The sequence below is a fragment of the Rhizobium sp. 11_C7_N12_5 genome, from assembly GCF_051811145.1.
Classification (GTDB): domain Bacteria; phylum Pseudomonadota; class Alphaproteobacteria; order Rhizobiales; family Rhizobiaceae; genus Rhizobium; species Rhizobium lusitanum.
Map to the genome: position 1 here is coordinate 1,162,890 of NZ_JBPWPY010000001.1, position 20,316 is coordinate 1,183,205.

Genomic DNA, 20,316 nt, shown 5'->3' on the forward strand with positions numbered 1-20,316 from the left:
AACACCGCGGCTGTTGTTCGTTGGAGACGCATGGCGATGAATCTCCACCCCGGTTGCCACGATGCCTTGAAAGCTTGGCCGCACGCGATTAAGACACGCTTAGCACTGAAGCAAAGCCGGCCTATCTGGGGCGTAAAGGGCGCAAGAGGATATGATGGATTTCGAAGCAGCACGCGTGAAGATGGTCGAGAACCAGATCCGCACGACGGATGTCACCTCCCATTCCGTGTTGAATGCATTTTTCGCGGTGCCGCGCGAAAATTTCGTGCCGGAGAAATCGAAGCTCCTGGCTTATGTAGATTGCGATATCGAGATTGCCCCGGCCGCCGCCGGCAAGGCCGCACGCTTCCTCATGGAAGCCTCGCCGCTGGCAAAGCTCCTGCAGCTCGGCGTCATCACCAAAGAGGACAAGGTCCTCGATGTCGGTTGCGGCACGGGATATGTCTCGGCCATCCTGTCGCTTATTGCGGATAAGGTCGTGGCTCTGGAAGCCGACGAGGATCTTGCGGCTCAGGCCAAGGCCAATCTTGCCGCGCTCGGCTACGACAACGTGACTGTCGTGACCGGCGATCTTGAAAAGGGCCACGCCGGCAGCGCGCCCTTCAATGTCATTTTTGTCGATGGTTCGGTCGAGCAGGTGCCGCAGGCGCTTCTTGATCAACTCGGTGAAGACGGCCGCCTCATCGCGGTATTGGGCTATGGCCATGCCGCACGCGCCACAGTTTTCATGCGTGAACGCGGCGCCTTTTCGGAAAACGTCTTTTTCAACGCGTCGATCAAGCCGCTGCCGGGCTTTGCCAAGGCCAAGGAATTCGTATTCTGATCGTTTGAGCGATCGACGATGCGTTCGCAACAGGCGCCTCCGGGCGCCTGTTTTTTATTGCGCCGACATGTGGCAGAATCGCAAATGCAGTGCGATTCGCAGCGATCGTAACAAAACTGTGCATCACCGGGTTTAGTGCTTTCACGGTGATTTTTTTCCCGAGGACACTCATCTAGGGTGACCCTGATTCGGGTGCTTCTTTCTGCGAGTTTCCGATCGTTGAATATGGGAATACGGGGATGAATATGGCTCAGCCAAATGTAGTGCGTGAACCGTCCATGGAAGAGATTCTGGCTTCGATCCGCAGAATCATCGAAAGCAACGAGCCCGGGGGCGCCAAGCCCATTTCCTCTACGAATTTTACCAACTCCGGCGCCCGCGATGACGATATTCGCCTGACTGTCGATGAGGAGTTCGCCGCGGCGGATCGAGCACTGGCCGCAGAAGCCGAGCCGCGTTTTGTTGCCGCAAATTCGCAGATGCCTGTCGCCGAGCCGCAAAGCGCGGACCGTGGCCTGTCGCTTGCCGATGTCGCAGCACGCGTTCGCGCCGCTTCGGAGCGCAATGCCGCGCTGCTGAGCGCTGGACGCGAGCTGCCGCAACCGCGCGAACTGCCGCCGGCCATGGCTGCGCGTCTTGCCGAAGCTCGTGGCGAGCGCGTTGCGGACTTCCCGCTGCGAAACGCCGTTACCGACTCGGCGCCGTCAGCCATTCTTCCAATGCCCGAAGTTGCGTCGGCCTCCACGATGGAACCGGAACTGGAGGAGCGGAAAGTGCCTGAGGCTCCCGCTGCCCCACAGGTGGCCGCTCCCGTGGAGATGCCGATTTTCGACGCGCCGGAACTGCGCGCATCCGTCGCCGCTGAAACCGAAGATTTCTCTGAGCAGGTGCAACATACGTCGCCGTTGATGTCGGAAACCGCCGGCGCGCAGGTCGCCCGCTCGTTTGACGAGCTCGCTGCCGTTGTTGAAGGTGGCCCGCGTCGCTCCCTCGATGAATTGGCCCAGGAAATGCTGCGGCCCATGCTGCAGGAATGGCTTGACGACAATCTGCCGACGCTGGTTGAGCGTCTCGTGCGCGAAGAGATCGAGCGAGTGGCCCGCGGCCCGCGCCGCTGACAGCCTGGGCTTCGGCTAGACGATCCGCCGCTCCGGCCTCCGGGGCGGCTTTTTTATTGACTTGCTCACAGCCATCCTATTTACAACCCGCATCATCCAGTCCTCTAGATCCGGTCCCAAAATGCTCGACAAAACATATGATTCCGCCACCGTCGAACCGAAGATCGCCCAAAAATGGGATGAGGCCGACGCATTTCGCGCCGGTGCGAACGCCAAGCCAGGCGCGGAAACCTTCACGATCGTCATCCCGCCGCCGAACGTTACCGGCTCACTGCACATGGGTCATGCGTTGAATAACACGCTGCAGGACATCATGGTGCGGTTCGAGCGTATGCGCGGCAAGGACGTGCTGTGGCAGCCCGGCATGGACCACGCCGGCATCGCCACGCAGATGGTCGTCGAGCGCCGCCTGGCCGAGAGACAGCAGCCGGATCGTCACAAGATCGGTCGCGAGGCGTTCATCGAAAAGGTCTGGGAATGGAAGGAAGAGTCCGGCGGCTTGATCTTCAACCAGTTGAAGCGTCTTGGCGCCTCCTGCGACTGGTCGCGCGAACGCTTCACCATGGACGAGGGCTTGTCGAAGGCCGTTCTCGAAGTCTTCGTCACGCTTTACAAGGAAGGTCTGATCTATCGCGACAAGCGGCTGGTCAACTGGGACCCGAAGATGCTGACCGCGATTTCGGACATCGAGGTCGAACAGCATGAGATCAACGGCAATCTCTGGCATCTGCGCTATCCGCTGGAGGAGGGCGTCACCTACCAGCATCCGATTGCTTTCGACGAGAACGGCAAGCCGACGGAATGGGAAACGCGCGACTATCTCGTCGTTGCCACCACCCGACCCGAAACCATGCTCGGCGATACCGGCGTTGCCGTCAACCCGGACGACGAGCGCTACAAGGCGATCGTCGGCAAGCATGTCATTCTGCCGATCGTCGGCCGCCGCATCCCGATCGTCGCCGACGAATATCCGGACCCCACGGCGGGAACGGGCGCGGTCAAGATGACGCCGGCGCATGATTTCAACGACTTCGACGTCGGCAAGCGCCGGGGTCTGCGTGTCGTCAACATTCTGACGCCGGAAGCGACCATCACCATCAAGGACAACGAAGACTTCCTCGAGGGCCTGGATCATCCCGCCGCGCTGCATGGCGCCTGGGATGAGCTGGAAGGCAAGGACCGTTTCGAGGCGCGCAAGATCATTGTCCGCATCTTCGAGGAGGCTGGCCTGCTCGACAAGGTCGAGCCGCACAAGCACACGGTTCCGCATGGCGACCGCGGCGGCGTGCCGATCGAACCGCGCTTGACCGAGCAGTGGTATGTCGACGCCAAGACCCTCGCCGAACCGGCAATCGCTTCCGTCCGCGAAGGCCGTACCAAGCTTGTTCCGAAGAGCTGGGACAAGACCTATTACGACTGGATGGAGAATATTCAGCCATGGTGCGTTTCGCGCCAGCTCTGGTGGGGTCATCAGATCCCGGCCTGGTACGGACCGGATGGACAGGTCTTCGTCGAAAAGACCGAGGAAGAGGCGCTGCAGGCGGCAATCCAGCATTACCTGTCCCATGAAGGGCCGATGAAGGCCTATGTCGAGGACCTGCTGGAAAACTTCAAGCCGGGCGAAATCCTGACGCGTGACGAAGACGTTCTCGACACATGGTTCTCGTCGGCGCTTTGGCCTTTCTCGACGCTCGGCTGGCCGGATGAGACGCCGGAACTGGCGCGTTACTATCCCACCAATGTGCTCGTCACCGGTTTCGACATCATCTTTTTCTGGGTCGCCCGCATGATGATGATGGGTCTTCATTTCATGAAGGACGAGAATGGTGAGCCCGTCGAGCCGTTCAGCACCGTCTATGTGCACGCCCTGGTGCGCGACAAGAACGGGCAGAAGATGTCGAAGTCCAAGGGCAACGTAATTGATCCGCTCGAACTGATCGACCAGTACGGCGCAGATTCGCTGCGTTTCACGCTGGCGATCATGGCGGCGCAGGGCCGCGACGTGAAGCTCGATCCGGCCCGCATTGCCGGCTACCGCAATTTCGGCACCAAGCTGTGGAATGCCACGCGCTTTGCCGAGATGAACGGTGCCAAGAGCGATCCGCATTTCGTGCCGGAAGCGGCCGAGCTCACCATCAATCGCTGGATCCTGACCGAGCTTGCGCGCACGGAGCTAGACGTGACCGAGGCGCTGGAATCCTATCGCTTCAACGATGCCGCGAGCGTGCTCTATCGCTTCATCTGGAATCAGTTCTGCGACTGGTATCTCGAACTGTTGAAGCCGATCTTCGGTGGTAACGACGACAACGCCAAGGCCGAGGCGCAGTCCTGCGCGGCCTATGTTCTCGAAGAGACCTACAAGCTGCTGCATCCCTTCATGCCCTTCATGACCGAAGAACTCTGGGCGCATACGGCAGGCGAGGGGCAGGAGCGTGACGGCCTGATCTGCCATGCCGACTGGCCGGCTCCCTCCTATGCGGACGATGTCGCGGCCGACGAGATCAACTGGCTGATCGATCTTGTTTCCGGCCTGCGCTCCGTACGTTCGGAAATGAATGTGCCGCCGGCGGCCACCGCGCCATTGGTCGTCGTCGGCTCCAACGGCTTGACGCGCGAGCGCCTGTTCCGTCACGACGCCGCCATCAAGCGACTGGCGCGCGTCGAGGCGATCTCGCTCGCCGATACCGCGCCGAAAGGGGCTGCCCAGATCATTGTCGGCGAGGCGACGGTCTGCCTGCCGCTCGGCAACCTTATCGACCTTTCCGCAGAAAAAGGCCGTCTCGAAAAGGCGATTGCCAAGAACGAGCAGGAGATCGCTCGTATCGTCGGCAAGCTCTCGAACGAGAAGTTCGTCGCCAACGCGAACCCGGACATCGTCGCCGCCGAGCGTGAACGTCTCGGCGAGCTCGAAGGGCAGCTTGCCAGTCTGAAGGTGGCGCTTGCCCGGGTCAGCGAAGCCGCCTGAAAACCAAGGCTTTTATCCAACAAAAGGGCACGCCGACGAAAGTCGCGTGCCCTTTTGTTTGTCCGTCGATTCGACTTGGATTGACTGGAGAAAATATGTCTTTGGCCCGCCACCAGTTTCGCACAGGTGAAATGGTTTACCCTCAAATATGGTGGGTATTGTCGAAAAGCGGAACTGTTGTCAGATTGTAACAGATTTGTTGCCGTGAAGAATGAGAATCTACGTGGGGATGAAAATGATATTTCAGAAGCAAAAATTGCCTAAAATTGTAGATATTCTGGCATGGAGTTCGTTTTCTTACGTAAATCAATTGTTACCTAAAGTCGTTGTCGCTCCCAAAGGCCGCATTGCCAATTCAAACGATCGTCGCAACAATCGAATGAATGAATGCATAGGTGGGGGAGACACAATGGCATTTTCTGTTGCGTTGAGGGGGGCATTTGCGCTCGTCATCGGTTCATCATTCGCTAGCGCCGCTTTTGCGGGCGGTCTTGATCGTTCCGGCTATGATATCGATCTGCTGTTCGACAAGGGACGGTATGTTTTCGAGTCCGGCGTTACCTACGTCATGCCCGACCGTAAATTGAAGAATGCGAAGGATACCGATCCGAGCGATGGCAACCTCAACGGCCGTAGTCACTCGACCGATGCCTCGGAAAATTATGCGATGCCCTATGTCGCTTTCAAGATCGGCATCACCGACGACCTCGATTGCATGGCTGATTACTCTCAGCCGTTCGGTGGGCATCTTAACGAAGGCCTGAACTGGGCCGGTGCCAACAATGAGAGCGAGGTCAAGGTCAGCACGAACAATTATGCGGCCACCTGCTCGTACAAGTTCGATGCAGGTCCGGGCGACTTGCGTCTGATCGGCGGTGGCTTCTATCAGGAAGTCAGTGGCTTCAAGTCCCGTCTTGTCTCGGTCATTCCAGCTCCGCTTTCCTCCGTCTACGATGGTGTCGGTTCGCTTGATGTGGACGGTCACGGCTGGGGCTGGCGCGCCGGTCTCGCCTATGAAATACCGGAATATGCCTTCCGCACGAGTCTCGTCTATAACAGCCGGGTCAAGTACGACAACCTCAAGGGCAGTGTCGATCTGACGGAACTGCCGCCGATCCGCCCGTTCTTTGGCAAGCTCACGTCCGTCTTCGGATCGGCCGATGCTCCCGACTCGCTGGAATGGAAGGTGCAAAGTGGCATAGCGCCGGACTGGCTCGCTTTCGGCTCGGTGAAGTGGACGAATTGGAGCATTCTGCAAAGCATCGCTCTTTGCCCGACATCCACGCGCGGCACGTCGTGCAAGGTCGGTGGTGCCACGGAGCTCACCTCGCTTGATCTGCTGTACCGCGACGGCTGGACCATTAGTGGCGGCATCGGGCACAAGTTCAATGACAAGTGGAGCGGCGCCGTCAGCCTGGGCTGGGATCGCGGCACGAGTGACGGCTACGGCATGAATTCGGATACCTGGACGCTTGGTGCGGGTGTTGCCTTCAAACCGACGGAGCATGTCCAGTTCAACTTCGGCGGGGCGCTCGGCCTGATGACATCAGGCAAATCCGGGCCGGTCACACGCGGCGGCATAGTCTACGGCAACGATGCCAGCTATAGCTTCGGCAATGATTTGGTCGCGGCTCTCCAGACGTCGATGAAGGTGAGCTTCTAACGATAAGCCTTTGGATTAAAGACTATATTTTATTTAAGTGATCTGTACGCCGCGAGCCTTCCTGGTCTCGCGGCGTTTTATTGTGAAGCCGTGGGGAAACACGCTCGAAAATGATCTACCTGGGCACGTTATGGTTAATGAAGCCTCAAGGCCGGTCAAATTTTTGTGACGAATTAGCAACAGTCTATTTCAAGAGATTACGGCCACGTGATCAGATTACAATTTGTCCATTTCCCGCCACAAATGGGGAGCAGCGATTACGTGGGCACAGGGGTAAGCCTTGTAGAGGGTGCGTAAGCGGTTGATGGGTGAACTTCCACTTTGGCATGAACAACAATCCGGGATCGGGGCGGCGGCGCTTCCGAAGCAGCCGGGAATTCGTTGTCTGCCAGGGAATGCCGCACACCGAACGATGTTTACCATCATCCGCGGGAAGATGAGTGGGAACGCCGTTCCGGCCGCCGGATACGATAATGACCGCCGAAATGCTGGTTTGGACATAATTGCAGGCTATGGTCGCAAATGTGGCAAACGGCATCGTTTTAATGCCGCAGGAATCTTCCTCGCGGGGGATTTTGCAGTCTCGTGCATGGTCAGGGAAAACATTCGCAGATCTGACGATGTATATGGAATCGCCGTGGCAGATGCGGATGGAGCGAAAGAAATCGACTGTTATGTTTAAGTCTGAGTTCATATCAGCGAGAGTCATGATGCTCAGCCTGTCCCTTGCCGCTTCCGTGGCGCTGGCGGGCCAAGCCCGGGCATTCGATATCAATGCCGGGGTCACTAAGGAATCGGGGCCGTTCGATCTCTTCAAATTCGGCTTCAGGGCCTATAAGAACGGTCAGAAGGAAGAGGCGGTCGAAGCCTACAAATATGCCGCTGAAAAGGGGCATACCGGTTCGCGTTGGGCTCTCGCCAACATGTATGCCGATGGCGACGGTGTCGCGCAGAACGATTTCGAAGCCTTCAAGATTTATAGCGAGATTGCCCAGCAGGGCGTCGAGCCGGGCTCTGAAGATACAGGCTTCTTCATCAACGCGCTGCTCGCCCTTGCCAGCTACTACAAGACCGGCATTGCCAACAGCCCGGTCAAGATCGATCTCAATCAGGCGCGCCAGCTCTATTTCCAGGTCGCATCGACTTTCGGTGTTCCCGAGGCACAGTTCCAGCTGGCTCAGATGCTGTTGTCCGGAGAGGGCGGGGCCACCAACGTGCAGCAGGCGAAGAAGTGGCTGAACCAGGCGCGCAAGAGCGGCCATCCGGGTGCCATGGCCGTTTTTGGCAATCTCCTGTTCCAGGAAGGTCAATCCGTCCGCGGCCTGGCGTTCTTGACCGCGGCGCTCGACAAGTGCAAACCGCAGGATTGCAGCTGGATGGAAGACATGCAGGAGCAGGCTTTCTCGCTGGCTAATGAGAATGACCGCCGTGTCGCAGTCTCCATGGCGCACCAGCTGGATGTCGCCGGTTCCGATTGATCCGGCGCCTTAAGACGACACTCAGCTGATTGGTTTGAAATCGAAGCTTAGCTGCTGAAATCGAGATGCGCGATGACCGGGACGTGGTCAGAGGGTTTTTCCCAAGCGCGCACGTGTTTCTCGATCGCGGTCGCCGCAAGGCGATCGGCCGCTTCCGGCGACAGCATCAGATGGTCGATCCGGATGCCGTTGTTCTTCGGCCAGGCACCGGCCTGGTAATCCCAGAATGAATAGAGTTTGACCGCATCGGTGGTGGCGCGGACTGCGTCGGTGAAGCCGAGATGTTCGAGCTGGCGGAAAGCCCGGCGGGTCTGGGGCAGGAACAGCGCATCGTTTTCCCATACCTTCGGGTCGAAGCAATCATGCGGCTCCGGGATAACATTGTAGTCGCCGGCAAGAATGATCGGTTCTTCCAGCGCCAGGCGATCCCCAGCGAATTTTCGCAGACGTTCCATCCAAGCGAGTTTGTAGGGATATTTTTCCGTATCGATCGGGTTGCCGTTCGGCAAATATAGGCAGCAGACACGCAATGCGCCGTGTCCTTCGATGGAAAACACCGCTTCCATGAAGCGGGCTTGCTCATCGCCATCGTCACCGGGCAGGCCGCGCGTCACTTCGTCAGGCTTGACCTTGGAGAGAATCGCAACGCCGTTGAAACCCTTTTGCCCGTGCGTCTCGACATGATAGCCGAGCGCCTCGATCTCCAGGCGCGGAAAACCTTCGTCGACCGTCTTGATCTCCTGCAGGCAGGCGATGTCCGGGCTCGAATCCTTCAGCCATTGGCACAGGTTCTCGATACGCGCTTTGACGCCGTTGATGTTCCAGGTGGCGATTTTCATGGGCGGCTCGTTCCTTTGCTTCGCCTTGTTGTATCCGCAGCAAGTGGACTTGACTACCGCCCATGTGAAAGCCGGCCGGGAGCAAAGGCCTCCGGCCGGCGATCAAGCTGTGGAAAAAGCTGACGTGTCAGATCGAAAAACTGGTGCCGCAGCCACAGCTTGCGACAGCATTCGGATTCTTGATCTGAAAGGATTGCCCGAGCAGATTGTCGACGAAATCGATCTCGGAACCGGCCATGTAGACCAGCGATAACTGGTCGATCAGCACGGTGGCATCACCCTTTTCGACAATGATATCATCGTCTTCGGGGCCCTCGGCAAGATCGAATTTATAGGAAAAGCCGGAACAGCCGCCGCCTTCGACGGCGACGCGAAGCGCCCGTTTGCCAGCCTCTGCGCCGACGATATCAGCGATTCGCTTTGCCGCGGCGTCCGATAGGGTTACGTTTGTCTCAGTCATGCATTCCTCCTGCCGGGGTCAAGATCCGGAGAGAACCATTACGCCGTCGAACTTTCAAACGGCTGATATCCATAGCCTTTATCATGAAAGTCAGGCCGGTGACAGCTATGGTTTCGTGGTTGAGCCACACACCATTTTGCTGTTTTCTTGTCTATAGGTATGAAGGCTGCAAAGCGACGTCAATGGGCTGGGCTGCTCCATGTTTGGAGGAATACCATTGGCCGACTGAAATGAAACGCCCTTCGCGCGTTTGAGCGCGCAGGGTACTAATGCCGGAATGGATAGGTAATGACGATCGACAGGCATGCATTGGGTTTCGGTTATGGAGAAAAGGCCGCCTACGCGACGGACCCTTGGGCATCGCGAGGCCGGCTCTATGAAGAGGGGGCGAGCCCGACGCGCTCCGAATTCCAGCGTGACCGCGACAGGATCGTCCACACGACGGCCTTCCGGCGACTGAAGCACAAGACGCAGGTGTTCATTGCTCAGGACGGCGATCACTACCGCACGCGCCTGACGCATACGATCGAAGTTGCGCAGGTTGCTCGCGCCCTGGCGCGCGCGCTGAAGCTGGATGAGGATCTGGCCGAAGGCGTGGCGCTGGTTCACGATTTCGGCCACACGCCCTTCGGGCACACCGGCGAAGACGCGCTGCACGAGATGCTGCTGCCCTATGGCGGCTTCGACCACAATGCGCAATCCCTGCGCATCGTGACGAAGCTCGAGCGGCGTTATGCCGAATTCGACGGGCTCAATCTTACCTGGGAGACGCTCGAAGGCCTGGTCAAACACAACGGTCCGCTGATGACGCCCGACGGCAAGGGCACCCATGGCCCGGTGCCGCAGCCCATCCTGGACTATTGCGAAATCCATGATCTCGAAATTGCCACCTATGCCAGTCTGGAGGCGCAGGTTGCGGCGATCGCCGACGACATCGCTTACAACACGCATGATATCGATGACGGCCTTCGTTCCGGCTATCTGACCTTCGACATGCTGGAGGAGGTGCCGTTTCTCTCCGGGCTCATGGCGGAGGTGAGGGCGCGCTATCCGCATCTGGAGCCGAGCCGGTTCACGCATGAGATCATGCGCCGGCAGATCACCCGCATGGTCGAGGATGTGATTGCGGTATCACAGCAAGCGCTCGCCGAGATCAAGCCTGACAGCGTTGCCGATATCCGCGGCGCCGGCCGCATCATCTCGACTTTCTCGCCCGAGATGGCCGAAACCGATAAGCAGATCAAGCAGATGCTGTTCAAGCGCATTTATCGCCACCCGGATATCATGCGTATCCGTGCCGGCGCGGCACAGATCGTTACGGATCTGTTCCGTGCCTATATGGACAATCCCAAGGAGATGCAGAGCCATTATTGGGTCGACCATATCGCCGGCCTCGCCGTCGCCGCCAAGGCTCGACATGTCGGCGACTATCTGGCTGGCATGACCGACACCTATGCCATCAGTGCTCACAAGCGGCTGTTTGACCAGACTCCCGATTTGCGATAGGCAGCGGCGGCGTTGGGCCGACAGCGGCCCGCCCAAGCTATGCGTGGACCATATCATGAACCTTTTCACCGACTTCGAAGCAAGAATTAAGAACGCTCTCGAGCAAATTGATATTGTAAGAGAAAAGCGATCTGAACTCGACTTCGGGCGTATCGGCGTTGAGCCGCCGCGAGACGCCAGCCATGGCGATGTCGCCACCAATGCGGCCATGGTACTGTCCAAGGCGCTCGGCACCAATCCGCGCGCGCTCGCCGAGATTATCGTCGCCAAGCTGAAGGAAGACGCAGACGTCGCCGAGGTTTCGGTCGCCGGTCCTGGCTTCATCAATATCCGCCTCTCGGTCGGCTACTGGCAGCGTCTCTTGTCGACCATGATCTCCGAGGGAGAGCGGTTCGGTCGCTCGACCCTCGGCTTGGGCCAAAAGGTCAACGTCGAGTACGTCTCCGCCAACCCGACGGGCCCGATGCATGTCGGCCATTGCCGTGGTGCCGTGGTTGGCGACGCGCTGGCGAACCTGCTCGGTTTTGCCGGCTATGAGGTCACCAAGGAATATTACATCAATGATGCTGGCTCGCAGATCGACGTGCTGGCTCGGTCCGTGTTCATTCGGTATCGCGAGGCGCTCGGCGAGCCGGTCGGCGAAATCCCGGCCGGCCTTTATCCCGGCGACTATTTGGTTCCGGTCGGCGAAGCGCTCGCCAAGGAATTCGGCACGAAGCTGCGCGGCATGCCGGAAGATCAATGGCTTCCCATCGTCAAGGATCGGGCCATCGACGCGATGATGGCGATGATCCGCCAGGATCTCGAAGCCTTGAACGTTCACCATGACGTCTTCTTCTCCGAGCGCACGCTGCACGCCAATGGCGCGGCCCTGATTCGCACTGCGATCAACGACCTGACCTTCAAGGGCTATGTCTACAAGGGCGCATTGCCGCCGCCGAAGGGACAATTGCCTGAAGATTGGGAAGATCGCGAGCAGACGCTCTTCCGCTCGACGGAAGTGGGCGATGATATCGATCGTCCGCTGATCAAGTCGGACGGTTCCTATACCTATTTTGCCGCCGACGTCGCCTACTTCAAGAATAAGTTCGATCGCGGCTTCAACGAGATGATCTATATTCTCGGCGCCGACCATGGCGGCTACGTCAAGCGGCTCGAAGCCGTGGCGCGTGGGGTATCGGAGGGAAAGGCGAAGCTGACGGTGCTTCTATGCCAGCTGGTCAAGCTGTTCCGCGATGGCGAGCCCGTGAAGATGTCGAAGCGGTCGGGCGATTTCGTCACGCTGCGCGAAGTCGTCGACGAAGTCGGCCGCGATTCGGTGCGGTTCATGATGCTCTATCGGAAGAATTCCGAGCCCTTGGACTTCGACTTTGCAAAGGTCACGGAACAGTCCAAGGACAATCCGGTCTTCTACGTGCAGTATGCGCATGCTCGCTGCATGTCGATCTTCCGGCAGGCCAAGGAAGCCTTCCCCGACCTTGATATTGCATCGCTCGACCTGGCCAAGGCGGTCGCCGGCGTGATCTCCGATCCGGCGGAACTACAGCTGGTCGCCAAGATTGCGGAATTCCCGCGAATCGTTGAAGCTGCGGCACAGTCGCAGGAGCCTCATCGCATCGCCTTTTACCTTTACGATCTAGCAAGTTCCTTCCATGGACACTGGAATAAAGGTAAAGATTTACCTGAATTACGATTTGTTAACGATAAGAACCGAGAATTGAGCATTGCCAGACTTGGGCTGGTGTACGCTGTCGCGTCGGTTTTGAAGTCAGGTCTTGGTATAACCGGGACCGCAGCACCGGACGAAATGCGATAAACGTCACCATTTACCCACATTGCGCTGGCATTTAACTGTAGCGTTTTCGAGTGGAACGGTGATGGCAGAAAAACAGTTGGCGTATCGCGCAAGCGGAAACGACGAGTTCTTTGCGGATGATGATCCGCTCGCAGAACTCGCGCGTATCGTAGGTTTTGAGCCGCGCCCTGCTGCTCAGGCAGCTCCCGCGGCTCAGCGGCAGGAGCCCGCCTTCAATCTCGAGGACGAGCTTCTTCGCGAATTCGAGCGTTACGATACGCCTCGTATGAGTCCGGCAAATGACATTTCTGTTCCGCCGGAGCAGCCGGTGCTTTCCAATCAGGCTCCGGTTTCGCCTCCTGCCGAACCGGTGCGAGCCGAACCCAAGTTCGAAGAGCTGCCGCAGCCTGTGGCCCCGGTCAAGCCTACAATGGGTGCGCGCGATCTGATCGACGAGCTGGAAATGTCGATCGCGCCGGCTTTGCAGGCGGTCATAGCCTCGCCTCCGCCACGGCTCGATCCGCCGGCGCCTCCGGTCGTCAAGCCGACGCCGCAGTCCGCTGCCGCGACCGTGCGGTTGCCGCTTGCGAACTTTACGCTTGCATCCCCATCCGTGCCGCGCGAGCAGCCCGCCCCGGTGGCTCCTCCGGTCGCTCCTGTGTTGCCCGAAACAAGCCAGGTTGACACGGCATTCGATTTCGAGCCGGCCAAAACTGCTCCTGAGTATCAAACTTACAAGCCGCAGCCCGTTGTCGCTGATCAGCCGACACCGGCGGTCGATGTGCCTGCATCGCCCAAGGTGCGGACCGTTGACGCGGCCGCCCTTTCGGCGGAGATCGATGCTCTATTAGCCGACGTGGATCGCTATCCCGTTCCGCCGAGAAGCAATGATCCGGTAGCGAAGGCGGAACCCAGCTTCGGCGATTTCGGTTCTTCGTTCACAGAACACGCCGCTGCGCCGGCGGTTGCCGCGACTGCGCCGCAGCCTGAGGCGCCGCAGCCGATCACCTTTGATATCGAGGATCCGTTTGCCGGTCAGGATTTCGAATTCGATCTCGCGGATATCGAAATGGAACTTGCCGGTCTCGATTTTGCCGAGGCCGATAAATCCGCTCCTGCAAGACAACCGGTTCCGGCTGCGCCGGCAATTGAGCCCATCGTCTCACGCGCAACGCCGGTTGCGCCTGTCGCTCCTTTAGTCGCCGCGGTTGCGCCGCAGCCGGTACAGGCCGCACCAATCCCCGTCGTGCCCGCCGCAAGCATGGCTGCTCCGGCGTTCGACGCCGATCAGATGCTGCCCTTCGATCCGACCGAGATTTCCGATACGGAAGAGCGCGTCGAAAACTTCGAGGGATCGCATGTTCCGCATCTGCCGGCGATCGAGCCGGAAGAGCCGGTCGTCGTTCCGCCGGAATATGATTTCGACATCGATTCCGAGATGGCGAGCCTCCTGGGCACGCCGGCCAAGGAAGCAGCATCGGAGCCGTTCAAGCCCGCCGCTGGTGCCGCGTTCGGCGGCGCTGCCGCCGCAGCATCTTGGTCGAAGAGCACGGCGGCCCAGCCCGCTGCGGCCGTTGCCAAACAGCCGATCGAGGAATTCGATGAATTCGAGCGTGCGCTGGAGGAGGATTTCCGCCGCAGCTATCGCGAAGCCGCCACTCCGGTCGAGAATGTTGCCCGGATGACACTGAACCCAGCGGCGGCCAACCGTCGTCCGGCGCGTCCGGTGCGCAACCTGGCGACAGCCGCGGCCGTCATCGCCGTTCTCGGTCTTGGCGCTTACGGCGTCTATGGCTGGGTCCGTCACGGATCGCCGATCTCCAACTTCTCCGGCGAGCCGCGCGTGATTACCGCCGATGCCAATCCGGTGAAGGTGGCTCCGGAAAATCCAGGCGGCACCGTTGTCCCCAATCAGGACAAGGCCGTTTATGACCGCGTCGCCGGCGACGGCACCGCGGCGCCGAAGCAGAAGGAGCTGGTCTCCTCCAACGAGCAGCCGGTCGATGTGGTGCAGAAGACCCTCATTCCGGAATCCGTATCTCCGGATGACGATAGTGGCGATCAGGTGACGTCGACCCCCGTCGGTGAAACCCAAGATCCGCGCCTGCTTCCAAATCAGGACGGCGGCAACGCGAATGTCGCGGCCAATGATGACGGTCAGGTGCCGGCGGTATCGCCGCGCAAGGTCCGGACGATGATCGTCAAGCCTGACGGTTCTCTGGTTGCTCGTGACGAGCCTGCCGTCGACACCACGACAACAGCTGCGGCAAAGCCGGCAGCAAACAACCAGGTTGCATCGGCCGATCTTCGTCCGGCCACCACGAATACGCCGCCGACCTCCGCCAATACGCCGTCGGCCGCCGCGCAGCCCGCCGCCGATGGCGACGCTGCCAGCGCCGAAAGCACGCCGATCCGTGTCGTCAAGACGACCCCGCTTCCGACCGCTCGTCCGGAGCCGGCCAAGGCAACCGCTACCGCTGCTGCCGCACCTGCGCCCGCCGCCGTTGCGCCTCGCCAGACGCAGCCTAAGCCTCAGCCGCAGCAGGTCGCTTCGGCAAGCCCGGCGCCAACTCGCCAGGCCGCTCCGGCTGCCGCGACCGTCGGCGCTGGTGGTTATGGTGTGCAGATTGCTTCCTTGCCGTCCGAGGCCGATGCGCAGAAGTCGCAGGCGAACCTGAAGGTGAAGTTCGCCAGTGTCATCGGCAACCATCCGCTTGAAATCCGCAAGGCCGATATCGCCGGCAAGGGCACCTACTATCGCGTCCGCGTCGTCGCCGGTTCCAAGGACGAGGCCGCGGCCATCTGTGAGCGCTACCGCACCGCTGGCGGCACATGCCTGATTTCGAAATAAGGGATCTGGCTTCAGTCTCTCGGCAAAGCGGCGGGTTCATCCCGCCGTTTTCGTTTGCGCCGTTCGGTTTTTGTGAATGCCGGCTTGACGCCGCTCGCGTTTCGCGGCGCCAGTCTCTATGATTCGAGCATGACCGAATCGAAATCCATGATCCTTGGCTGCAGCGGCCATGCCATCACGCCCGAAGAGCGCTCCTTCTATCAGGGAGAACAGCCATGGGGCTTCATCCTGTTTGGACGCAATATCTCCGAGCCGGCCCAGATCGCCGATCTGGTTGCGTCCCTGCGTGACAGTGTCGGGCGTGACGCGCCGGTTTTCATCGACCAGGAGGGGGGCAGGGTGCAGCGCATCCGCCCGCCGATCCTGCCGCATTATCCTTCCGGCCAGGCCTTGGGCGATATCTATCGTCAGGATCGTGAGCGCGGCCTGCGGGCAGCCTGGCTGATGTCCAGGCTGCATGCCTTCGATCTTTTGAAGTTCGGTATCAACGTCGATTGTCTGCCCGTGCTTGATGTCCCGGTCGAGGGTTCCAGCAATGTCATCGGCAATCGCGCCTATGGCGGCGATCCGGTAACGGTGATGGAGATGGGGCGTGCGGCTGCCGAAGGCCTCAAGGCCGGCGGCGTCCTGCCCGTGATGAAGCACATGCCCGGCCATGGCCGTGGCTTTGCCGATTCGCATCACGAATTGCCCGTCGTCTCTGTTCCGCGCGCTGAGCTCAAGGCGCATGATTTCATGCCTTTCGTCGCACTCAAGGACGAATTGATGGCGATGACGTGCCATGTCGTCTTCACCGATATCGATCCGACGAACCCAGCGACGACGTCGCGCAAGGTAATCGAGGAGATCATCCGTGGCCATATCGGCTTTGAGGGCCTGTTGTTGTCGGACGATACCTCGATGAATGCGCTGAAGGGTACGATCGGCGAGCGCGCTGCAAATATTGTTGCGGGCGGATGCGATATCGTGCTGCATTGCAATGGCGTTATGGACGAGATGCAGCAGGTCGTGCGCAACGTTCCGCCGTTGACCGGCGCGGCGCTAGTGCGGACCAAGGCGGTGGAAGCCGCTTTCGGTCATGATGATGGCGCCGACAAGGTGTCGATTCGCGCCGAATTCGACGCTATGTTCGCAGTGGCGTAGACCGAACTCCGAGGATCTGACGGGTGAACAAGGTGAGCGGCACGGAGAAGTTTCAGCAGACGGCAATGCCGATGGACAAGCTGTGGCAGGAAAGCGACGCGCAACGCGGCTCGCATGATCCGGCCCTCGTCATCGATATCGCCGGCTTTGAAGGACCGCTGGATCTGCTGCTGCATCTGGCCCGCACCCAGAAGGTCGATCTGTCGCGCATCTCCGTGCTGGCGCTTGCCGAGCAATATCTTCTGTTCATCGAGAGCGCCCGGCGCATTCGCATAGAGCTTGCGGCCGACTATCTGGTCATGGCCGCGTGGCTTGCCTATCTCAAATCCAAGTTGCTCATTCCGCAACAGAGCAAGGAAGACGGGCCGACGGGTGAGGAGATGGCGGCGACGCTCGCCTTCCGCCTGAAGCGCCTTGAAGCGATGCGCGATGCGGCGACGGATCTCGTCAATCGCAATCGCCTCGGTCGCGATATATTTGCCCGCGGAGCGCCGGAGCACATCCCGGATCGGCGCCAATCGGCCTTTGATGCCAGTCTCTACGATCTTCTGAGTGCCTATGCCGGACTACGCCAGCGACAGGCTGTCACCCAGGTGACGATCGAGAAGCGCCGCGTCTGGTCTCTGGCGGATGCTCGCGTGATCCTGGACCGGATGATTGGTGAAATCACCGATTGGACCGCGTTGGAACATTATCTGGTAGGTTACATGACGAGCGCCAGCGAGCGTGCGACGGCCATCGCCAGCGCCTTTGCGGCTTCGCTCGAGCTGGTGCGCGAAGGGCAGCTGGAAATCCGGCAGGAGGGCGCATTTCAGCCGCTCTACATGCGGCGCGGGCCGAAGCACGCGTCCCTTGAAGCCGCGGAATAGGGCAGGGAGCGAGCGTGACCGATCCTGACGAAGACCAGCCGCGGATGGAATACGAGACAGCGGCGCCCGAGGTCGATGAGCGCCGTCTGGGCGACGCCGAGCGCGTTGCCGAAGCGCTGGTCTTCGCTTCGGCTCAGCCGGTTTCCGAGGCGTTCATTGCCGAGCGTGTCGCGCCTGGCGTCGATGTTCCCGCCCTGATGCAGAAGCTCAAGTCCGATTATGCCATGCGTGGCGTCAATCTCATTCAGATTGAAGGAGCCTGGGCCTTCCGGACGGCAGCCGATCTCTCTTTCATGATCCGGCGCGATGAGAACGAAGTGCGGAAACTGTCCCGCGCCGCCCTCGAAGTACTGGCCATCATCGCCTATCACCAGCCGGTGACGCGCGCCGAAATCGAGGATATCAGGGGCGTGCAGACCTCCAGGGGCACGCTCGATGTCCTGATGGAAGCCGGCTGGGTTCGTTTCCGCGGCCGTCGCCGTACGCCGGGCCGACCGGTGACGCTGGGCACGACGCGCGACTTCCTCGATCACTTCGGCCTGGAAGAGCTGCGCGATTTGCCGGGTCTCGAAGAGCTGAAGGGAGCGGGCTTGTTGTCCGGACGCATCCCCGCCAATTTCAATATCCCGTCGCCATTGATGAGCGACGAGCTCACCGAAGACGAGGATCCCATCACGCAGATGGACCTGGAAGAGCTCGGTCTTCTGCCGCCGAGCGGCGCAAACTCCGGCGATTGAGCCAGAAGCAATGGCATTTCAACGGGCGATCGCGGCAAGGCCGGCTTTTTTTCGAAACTGATGGCGCGTCTCTCTTTTGCCATTAGCCGGTGCGAATATGAAAATCATTCTCTCGGGTTGGAGACGTTCGGTCGCCGCAACGGCGTTCGGCATATCGATATGCGTGGATGCAGTACATTTTGGTGTTTGAAAAACATCCGCAAACGTCTTACATCGAGAAGACGCAAAAATTGGGAGTTATCGCAATGGGTTCTCTAAGCATATGGCACTGGCTCATCGTCCTGGCCATCGCGCTGTTGTTGTTCGGCCGTGGAAAGATCCCGGAGCTGATGGGTGACGTCGCCAAGGGTATCAAGAGCTTCAAAAAAGGCATGAACGACGACGAGGATACTTCGGCGCAGCCGACCCCGGCGGCGACGACGACGTCCCGCACGGTCGAGCACAAGGCTGACGAAACGAAGTAATCAAGTCGGGCGGGCGCGGGCTGAAAGGCTTGCCGTTGGCCCAGGAGCCTTTGCATGTTCGATATAGGCTGGTCGGAGCTCGTGATTATTGCCATCGTGGCACTTGTGGTCATTGGCCCGAAGGAGCTGCCGGCAACATTGCGGACAATCGGCAAGATGACCGCGCGCGCCCGAAAAGTGGCGGGAGACTTCCGTGCACAGTTCGATGAGGCGATGCGCGAGGCAGAGTTGGACGATGTGCGCCAGACGATCTCGGATGCCCAGAAGCTCAATCCCGTCAATTCGTTGCGGGAAGCCATGAACCCGTTGCGGCAGATGGGCAACGAGATAAAAGCCGATCTGCAGCGTTCGACGACGATGGACAAACCCGCGACCGCAACGTCTGTTGCGGACGAACCGGTGCCCGGTGTCGCGGCTGGATTGCCGGAAGCGCTTTCGACGATCCCAGCGTCGAACGAGCCGGCGCCCGTGGTTGCTCCCCCTCCACAATCGGTTGCCGCTGCAAGCGAAACAACCGCCAAGCCGAAGGCTGCGCGCAAACCGCGGGCCAAGGCGGATGATGTCGCTGCCGCCGCCGTACAGACCTCCGTCGTTGCGGAAAAGCCGAAACGTGCGCCACGCAAGGTGGCGGTAGCCGCTGCTGCCGAGGATACGCCCGCCACTGCCCCCAGGAAGCGCGCTACAGCCAGCAAGACAACGCCGAAGAAGAAGGACCAGGCATGACAGGTGATATCGACGATAAGCCGCAGCCGCTTATCGAACACCTCATGGAACTGCGTTCGCGGCTGATCTGGTCGCTGGTGGCGTTCTTCATTGCCTTCATCGGCTGCTTCGCCGTGGCGAAACACCTCTTCAACTATCTGGTCTACCCCTATAAATGGGCTGTCGTCTGGGCCGGGCTCGATCTTAGCAAGGCCGAGCTGATCTATACGGCGCCGCAGGAATTCTTCTTCACCCAGGTGAAGGTCGCCATGTTCGGCGCGCTAGTCATCGCTTTCCCGATCATCGCCGCGCAGATCTACAAGTTCGTGGCGCCCGGCCTTTACAAGAACGAGCGCTCTGCCTTCCTTCCGTTCCTGATCGCGTCGCCCGTTCTATTCCTGATGGGTGCGGCGCTCGTCTATTTCTTCTTCTGCCCCATGGTCATGTGGTTCTTCCTGAAGATGCAGCAGGCGCCAGCCGACGGTCAAATCGGCATTGCGCTGCTGCCGAAGGTCTCAGAATATCTGAGCCTGATCATGACGCTGGTCTTCTCCTTCGGCCTTGTCTTCCAGTTGCCTGTCATCACCACGCTGCTGGCCCGCGTCGGACTGTTGACATCGGAGTGGTTGGCGCAAAAGCGCAAGTTCGCGATCGTCTTCGCGTTCATCATAGCCGCCGTGCTGACGCCGCCGGATCCGATGTCCCAGATCGGCCTTGCAGTGCCGACGATCCTTCTCTACGAGATTTCCATCTACGCGGCGCGACTCGTGGAACGCCAGCGTGCACGGCAGACGCTTGAGGAGAATGACGAGACGTCCGATGTCACCAAGACGGATAATGTCTGAGCGACGGGCGAGGATCGTTCTTCCCTGAGGGTTTGCCGGATCGATCTCCGACCGATAT

Annotated in this window: 17 protein-coding genes; 15 read left to right on the top strand and 2 right to left on the bottom strand. The window is 59.7% G+C overall.

The genetic code is table 11. The annotated features are described in order from the left end of the window. Positions 1–151: 151 nt before the first annotated feature. The 6 genes from AB8B29_RS05715 (at position 152) to exoR (ending at position 8,047) form a co-directional block, all read left to right on the top strand. Positions 152–823 (top strand): protein-L-isoaspartate O-methyltransferase family protein, encoded by a 672-nt coding sequence (locus tag AB8B29_RS05715; RefSeq protein ID WP_173410756.1) that lies wholly within the window; start codon positions 152–154, stop codon positions 821–823. A 245-nt stretch (positions 824–1,068) separates the two neighbouring features. Then, positions 1,069–1,941, top strand: coding sequence for a PopZ family protein (locus AB8B29_RS05720; RefSeq protein WP_037202800.1), 873 nt, complete (start codon positions 1,069–1,071; stop codon positions 1,939–1,941). Positions 1,942–2,062: 121 nt separating this feature from the next. Continuing rightward, positions 2,063–4,906, top strand: coding sequence for a valine--tRNA ligase (locus AB8B29_RS05725; protein WP_037201768.1), 2,844 nt, complete (start codon positions 2,063–2,065; stop codon positions 4,904–4,906). A gap of 409 nt (positions 4,907–5,315) precedes the next feature. Further along, a complete protein-coding gene (locus AB8B29_RS05730) occupies positions 5,316–6,569 on the top strand; it encodes an OmpP1/FadL family transporter (protein ID WP_037201770.1) in 1,254 nt (417 codons plus the stop codon). 304 nt (positions 6,570–6,873) lie between these two features. Further along, complete coding sequence (locus AB8B29_RS05735) at positions 6,874–7,251, top strand: hypothetical protein (RefSeq protein WP_131512068.1); 378 nt, start codon at positions 6,874–6,876, stop codon at positions 7,249–7,251. Beyond that, positions 7,244–8,047: an exopolysaccharide production regulator ExoR gene (gene exoR / locus AB8B29_RS05740; protein ID WP_037202801.1), complete on the top strand. Its 804-nt coding sequence runs from the start codon at positions 7,244–7,246 to the stop codon at positions 8,045–8,047. The genes AB8B29_RS05735 and exoR overlap by 8 nt, the downstream gene beginning before the upstream one ends. A gap of 47 nt (positions 8,048–8,094) precedes the next feature. Here the strand turns inward: exoR and xth are convergent, their stop codons facing one another. Beyond that, positions 8,095–8,886: an exodeoxyribonuclease III gene (xth, locus tag AB8B29_RS05745; RefSeq protein WP_037201772.1), complete on the bottom strand. Its 792-nt coding sequence runs from the start codon at positions 8,884–8,886 to the stop codon at positions 8,095–8,097. 127 nt (positions 8,887–9,013) lie between these two features. Further along, positions 9,014–9,346, bottom strand: coding sequence for an iron-sulfur cluster insertion protein ErpA (erpA, locus tag AB8B29_RS05750; RefSeq protein WP_034505246.1), 333 nt, complete (start codon positions 9,344–9,346; stop codon positions 9,014–9,016). A gap of 288 nt (positions 9,347–9,634) precedes the next feature. Here erpA and AB8B29_RS05755 point away from each other — a divergent pair, with 288 nt between their 5' ends. The 9 genes from AB8B29_RS05755 (at position 9,635) to tatC (ending at position 20,258) form a co-directional block, all read left to right on the top strand. After that, entirely contained in the window at positions 9,635–10,852 is a 1,218-nt protein-coding gene (locus tag AB8B29_RS05755) for a deoxyguanosinetriphosphate triphosphohydrolase (protein WP_037201776.1), read from the top strand. 55 nt (positions 10,853–10,907) lie between these two features. After that, on the top strand, positions 10,908–12,668 hold the full coding sequence (argS, locus tag AB8B29_RS05760; RefSeq protein WP_037201778.1) for an arginine--tRNA ligase: 1,761 nt from the start codon (positions 10,908–10,910) through the stop codon (positions 12,666–12,668). A gap of 61 nt (positions 12,669–12,729) precedes the next feature. Then, a complete protein-coding gene (locus tag AB8B29_RS05765; RefSeq protein WP_113118286.1) occupies positions 12,730–15,498 on the top strand; it encodes an SPOR domain-containing protein in 2,769 nt (922 codons plus the stop codon). A 129-nt stretch (positions 15,499–15,627) separates the two neighbouring features. Then, positions 15,628–16,641, top strand: coding sequence for a beta-N-acetylhexosaminidase (gene nagZ / locus AB8B29_RS05770; protein ID WP_113118301.1), 1,014 nt, complete (start codon positions 15,628–15,630; stop codon positions 16,639–16,641). 23 nt (positions 16,642–16,664) lie between these two features. Next, positions 16,665–17,510 carry a segregation and condensation protein A gene (locus tag AB8B29_RS05775; RefSeq protein WP_113118285.1) on the top strand — a complete coding sequence of 282 codons (846 nt, stop codon included), beginning with the start codon at positions 16,665–16,667 and terminating at the stop codon, positions 17,508–17,510. Positions 17,511–17,554: 44 nt separating this feature from the next. After that, positions 17,555–18,247 carry an SMC-Scp complex subunit ScpB gene (gene scpB / locus AB8B29_RS05780; protein ID WP_037201783.1) on the top strand — a complete coding sequence of 231 codons (693 nt, stop codon included), beginning with the start codon at positions 17,555–17,557 and terminating at the stop codon, positions 18,245–18,247. A gap of 245 nt (positions 18,248–18,492) precedes the next feature. Then, entirely contained in the window at positions 18,493–18,711 is a 219-nt protein-coding gene (locus tag AB8B29_RS05785; protein WP_037202803.1) for a twin-arginine translocase TatA/TatE family subunit, read from the top strand. A gap of 54 nt (positions 18,712–18,765) precedes the next feature. Further along, on the top strand, positions 18,766–19,434 hold the full coding sequence (gene tatB / locus AB8B29_RS05790) for a Sec-independent protein translocase protein TatB (RefSeq protein ID WP_113118284.1): 669 nt from the start codon (positions 18,766–18,768) through the stop codon (positions 19,432–19,434). Then, on the top strand, positions 19,431–20,258 hold the full coding sequence (gene tatC / locus AB8B29_RS05795) for a twin-arginine translocase subunit TatC (protein ID WP_037201788.1): 828 nt from the start codon (positions 19,431–19,433) through the stop codon (positions 20,256–20,258). The genes tatB and tatC overlap by 4 nt, the downstream gene beginning before the upstream one ends. Positions 20,259–20,316 lie beyond the last annotated feature (58 nt).

Coding starts and splice junctions, on each gene's coding strand:
- AB8B29_RS05755 (WP_037201776.1), top strand. CDS start 9,635: ATGACGATCGACAGGCATGCATTGGGTTTCGGTTATGGAGAAAAGGCC.
- AB8B29_RS05720 (WP_037202800.1), top strand. CDS start 1,069: ATGGCTCAGCCAAATGTAGTGCGTGAACCGTCCATGGAAGAGATTCTG.
- scpB (WP_037201783.1), top strand. CDS start 17,555: ATGGAATACGAGACAGCGGCGCCCGAGGTCGATGAGCGCCGTCTGGGC.
- AB8B29_RS05785 (WP_037202803.1), top strand. CDS start 18,493: ATGGGTTCTCTAAGCATATGGCACTGGCTCATCGTCCTGGCCATCGCG.
- xth (WP_037201772.1), bottom strand. CDS start 8,886: ATGAAAATCGCCACCTGGAACATCAACGGCGTCAAAGCGCGTATCGAG.
- tatC (WP_037201788.1), top strand. CDS start 19,431: ATGACAGGTGATATCGACGATAAGCCGCAGCCGCTTATCGAACACCTC.
- nagZ (WP_113118301.1), top strand. CDS start 15,628: ATGACCGAATCGAAATCCATGATCCTTGGCTGCAGCGGCCATGCCATC.
- exoR (WP_037202801.1), top strand. CDS start 7,244: ATGTTTAAGTCTGAGTTCATATCAGCGAGAGTCATGATGCTCAGCCTG.
- AB8B29_RS05725 (WP_037201768.1), top strand. CDS start 2,063: ATGCTCGACAAAACATATGATTCCGCCACCGTCGAACCGAAGATCGCC.
- erpA (WP_034505246.1), bottom strand. CDS start 9,346: ATGACTGAGACAAACGTAACCCTATCGGACGCCGCGGCAAAGCGAATC.
- AB8B29_RS05715 (WP_173410756.1), top strand. CDS start 152: ATGATGGATTTCGAAGCAGCACGCGTGAAGATGGTCGAGAACCAGATC.
- AB8B29_RS05765 (WP_113118286.1), top strand. CDS start 12,730: ATGGCAGAAAAACAGTTGGCGTATCGCGCAAGCGGAAACGACGAGTTC.
- argS (WP_037201778.1), top strand. CDS start 10,908: ATGAACCTTTTCACCGACTTCGAAGCAAGAATTAAGAACGCTCTCGAG.
- AB8B29_RS05735 (WP_131512068.1), top strand. CDS start 6,874: ATGGGTGAACTTCCACTTTGGCATGAACAACAATCCGGGATCGGGGCG.
- AB8B29_RS05730 (WP_037201770.1), top strand. CDS start 5,316: ATGGCATTTTCTGTTGCGTTGAGGGGGGCATTTGCGCTCGTCATCGGT.
- tatB (WP_113118284.1), top strand. CDS start 18,766: ATGTTCGATATAGGCTGGTCGGAGCTCGTGATTATTGCCATCGTGGCA.